At 60.1% G+C, this 2,310-nt stretch carries 1 protein-coding gene and 1 pseudogene; both read right to left on the bottom strand.

Annotation, left to right across the window (positions count from 1 at the left end):
- Positions 1 to 1,563, bottom strand: a 1,563-nt coding sequence (locus BG842_RS31240) for a TSUP family transporter (protein ID WP_175424101.1), incomplete at its 3' end; no start/stop codon positions are given.
- A 28-nt stretch (positions 1,564 to 1,591) separates the two neighbouring features.
- Positions 1,592 to 2,310: pseudogene (locus tag BG842_RS07855) on the bottom strand (Na+:solute symporter); the annotation flags it as partial.

Raw genomic sequence — 2,310 nt, 5'->3', positions numbered from 1 at the left:
GGAGCACCTCGAAGCGCTCCGGGACGACGATGCGCCGTCGTCGTCACTGCCACGCGAGTCGCGGAACGTGAAGAGGCCGACCGTGGCCAACAGGAGGACGTAGGCGGTCCCCACAACGATGTCAGCCATGCCGGTCGCTTCGAGCCACAACACGACGTATTCCCCGACCTTGATACCACTCGTCATGCCGACGATGAACATCAGCGCGAGTTTGTAATCGACCTGTCCGAGGTTACGGTGTCGGAGCGCGGCGATGACCGATGTGCCGAACACGAACGCCAGTCCGCTTCCGACCGCGACCTTCGCCATTCCGGCCGGGCCACCCCCGACCACGAAGACGTCCTTCGGATCGGTCGTTTTCGTGAGCGTCCCGACGCCGAGTTCGGCTTCGAACCCCGTCGCCGGATTCAGCACACACCGGCAGGCCGCACCGTCGTAGATGCGCTGAATACAGCCTTGGTTACACCCCATACACTCGATGAGTTCGTCGAGACGGCCCTCCTGGGCTTTGCGTGCGATGTGAGGGTCGGCGATGTGACCTCGCGTCATCGAGATGATATCCGCAGCACCTTCCTGGAGAATCTGGTCCGCTCGACGCGGATCGGTGATTCGTCCCGTCGTGGCAACGGTCATTCCCGGATTTACTTCGTCGACGGCGGTACGGATTCGCTTGGCAAGCGGCGCAAGCAGCGCGCGCTCGCGTTGCATATCGGGAACGATGTAATCCTGTTTCTGGTACGTGCCTGCTTTCACGACGAGATAGTCGATCTGTCCCGTCGCTGCAAGCCGACGGGCGACTTCCTCGTACTCGTCGATGCCCATGCCGTGTGGGGCATCGTCCATCGCATTCACCTGCAGTCCGACGACGAAGTCCTCGCCAACCTCGTCTCGGACGCTATCGACCGTCTCGTAGACGATACGCAACCGGTTCTCCAGCGAGCCACCGTACTCGTCGGTCCGTTCGTTCGAGTACGGTGAGATGAATTGCGAGAGCAGGTAGCCGCCGTACCCGGAATGAATCTCGACGCCGTCGAAGCCGCCTCGTTGGATGACGCCCGCGGTCGTTGCGTATCCATCGACCAACTCCTGGATTTCCTCGTTAGTCATCCGTCGAGGCATTTCCCGGTTCACCGGACCCGGAATATCGGACGAGGAGAGCACTGGTTGCTCGCTGATGAGACTCGTCATCTGCCGTCCATAGTGGAGGTTCTGGCAGAATATTTTCGCACCCGTTTCGTGAACGGCATCGGTCAGCCGTCGGAGTTGGGGCACGATGTCGTCATCCCAACCGCGAATCGCGCTCCCGGACATCGAGCTCGGATGGTTCGCGAGATACGCCATCACGATGAGCCCGATACCACCCTCACCGCGCTCGACGTAGTAGTCGATGAGGGTATCCGTGATTTCGGAGCCTCGGGCGTAGTTCGTGGTGTGGCCGGTCATCATCAAGCGATTGCGCAGGTCGACATCGCCGATGCTCGTCGGTTCGAACAACCGCTCGTACTGATACTCGTTCGGGTCGGTGTCGCCGACAATCGAGACGTCTTGTGTATCCTTTGTCATTGAATTCGAAGTGTGAATGTGTGAGATGCTATTCGTCTATCCGTTCCTCACCACCGTCAGCAAGGACACTCGGTGGCAGACGACCACCCTTCAGGCGTCCGGTGTCGAGAACCGCCTTCACTCCCGGTTTCAATTGGTCGTACGTGGCCGTCGACGTGACCAACGAAACGAGGACGAACACCGCGATACCGATGACTTGCGCGACCTGACCGCCGAGAAAGCCCATCGGAATCGTCCAACTGAAGTACTGACCACCGTAGGCCAGGAACAACGTCAACAAGAGACCGACACTTCCGCCCCAGAGAATCCCTTCGGTAGTGGCACCTTTCCAGTTGTACGCGAGTGCGACGCCGGGGAAGATGACCGTCGCAAAGATGGCCCAGCCAGCGGCACCGAGAACGAAGATGAGACCGGGGAACGTTGCCGCGATTACCCCCGCGATGACGAGAATCGAAGCGGTTGCGATTCGCCCATAAAGGACTTCCTGGCGGTCGGTCATCCCGGTGTTTCTGTACTCTTTCATGAAGTCGTGTGTGACGGCCGACGCACCGACGTTGAGGAACGCATTGCTCGTGGACATGATCGCGGCAACGATGGCCGTGAGCACGAACGCCGTCACCACGTCCGGAGCGAAGTTAATGAGTGCGAGCGGCAACACCAAATCCGGGTTCTCGAAGCTCTGGATATCGCCACGTGCGACGGCGGCACGGACGTACGGACCGGCCCACCAGAACAGCGTCGTCATCA

It is taken from the genome of Haladaptatus sp. W1 (assembly GCF_001723155.1).
Lineage (GTDB): Archaea > Halobacteriota > Halobacteria > Halobacteriales > Haladaptataceae > Haladaptatus > Haladaptatus paucihalophilus.
Note: the sequence above shows the minus strand (reverse complement) of the source record. Positions and strands in the feature narration are given on the sequence as shown.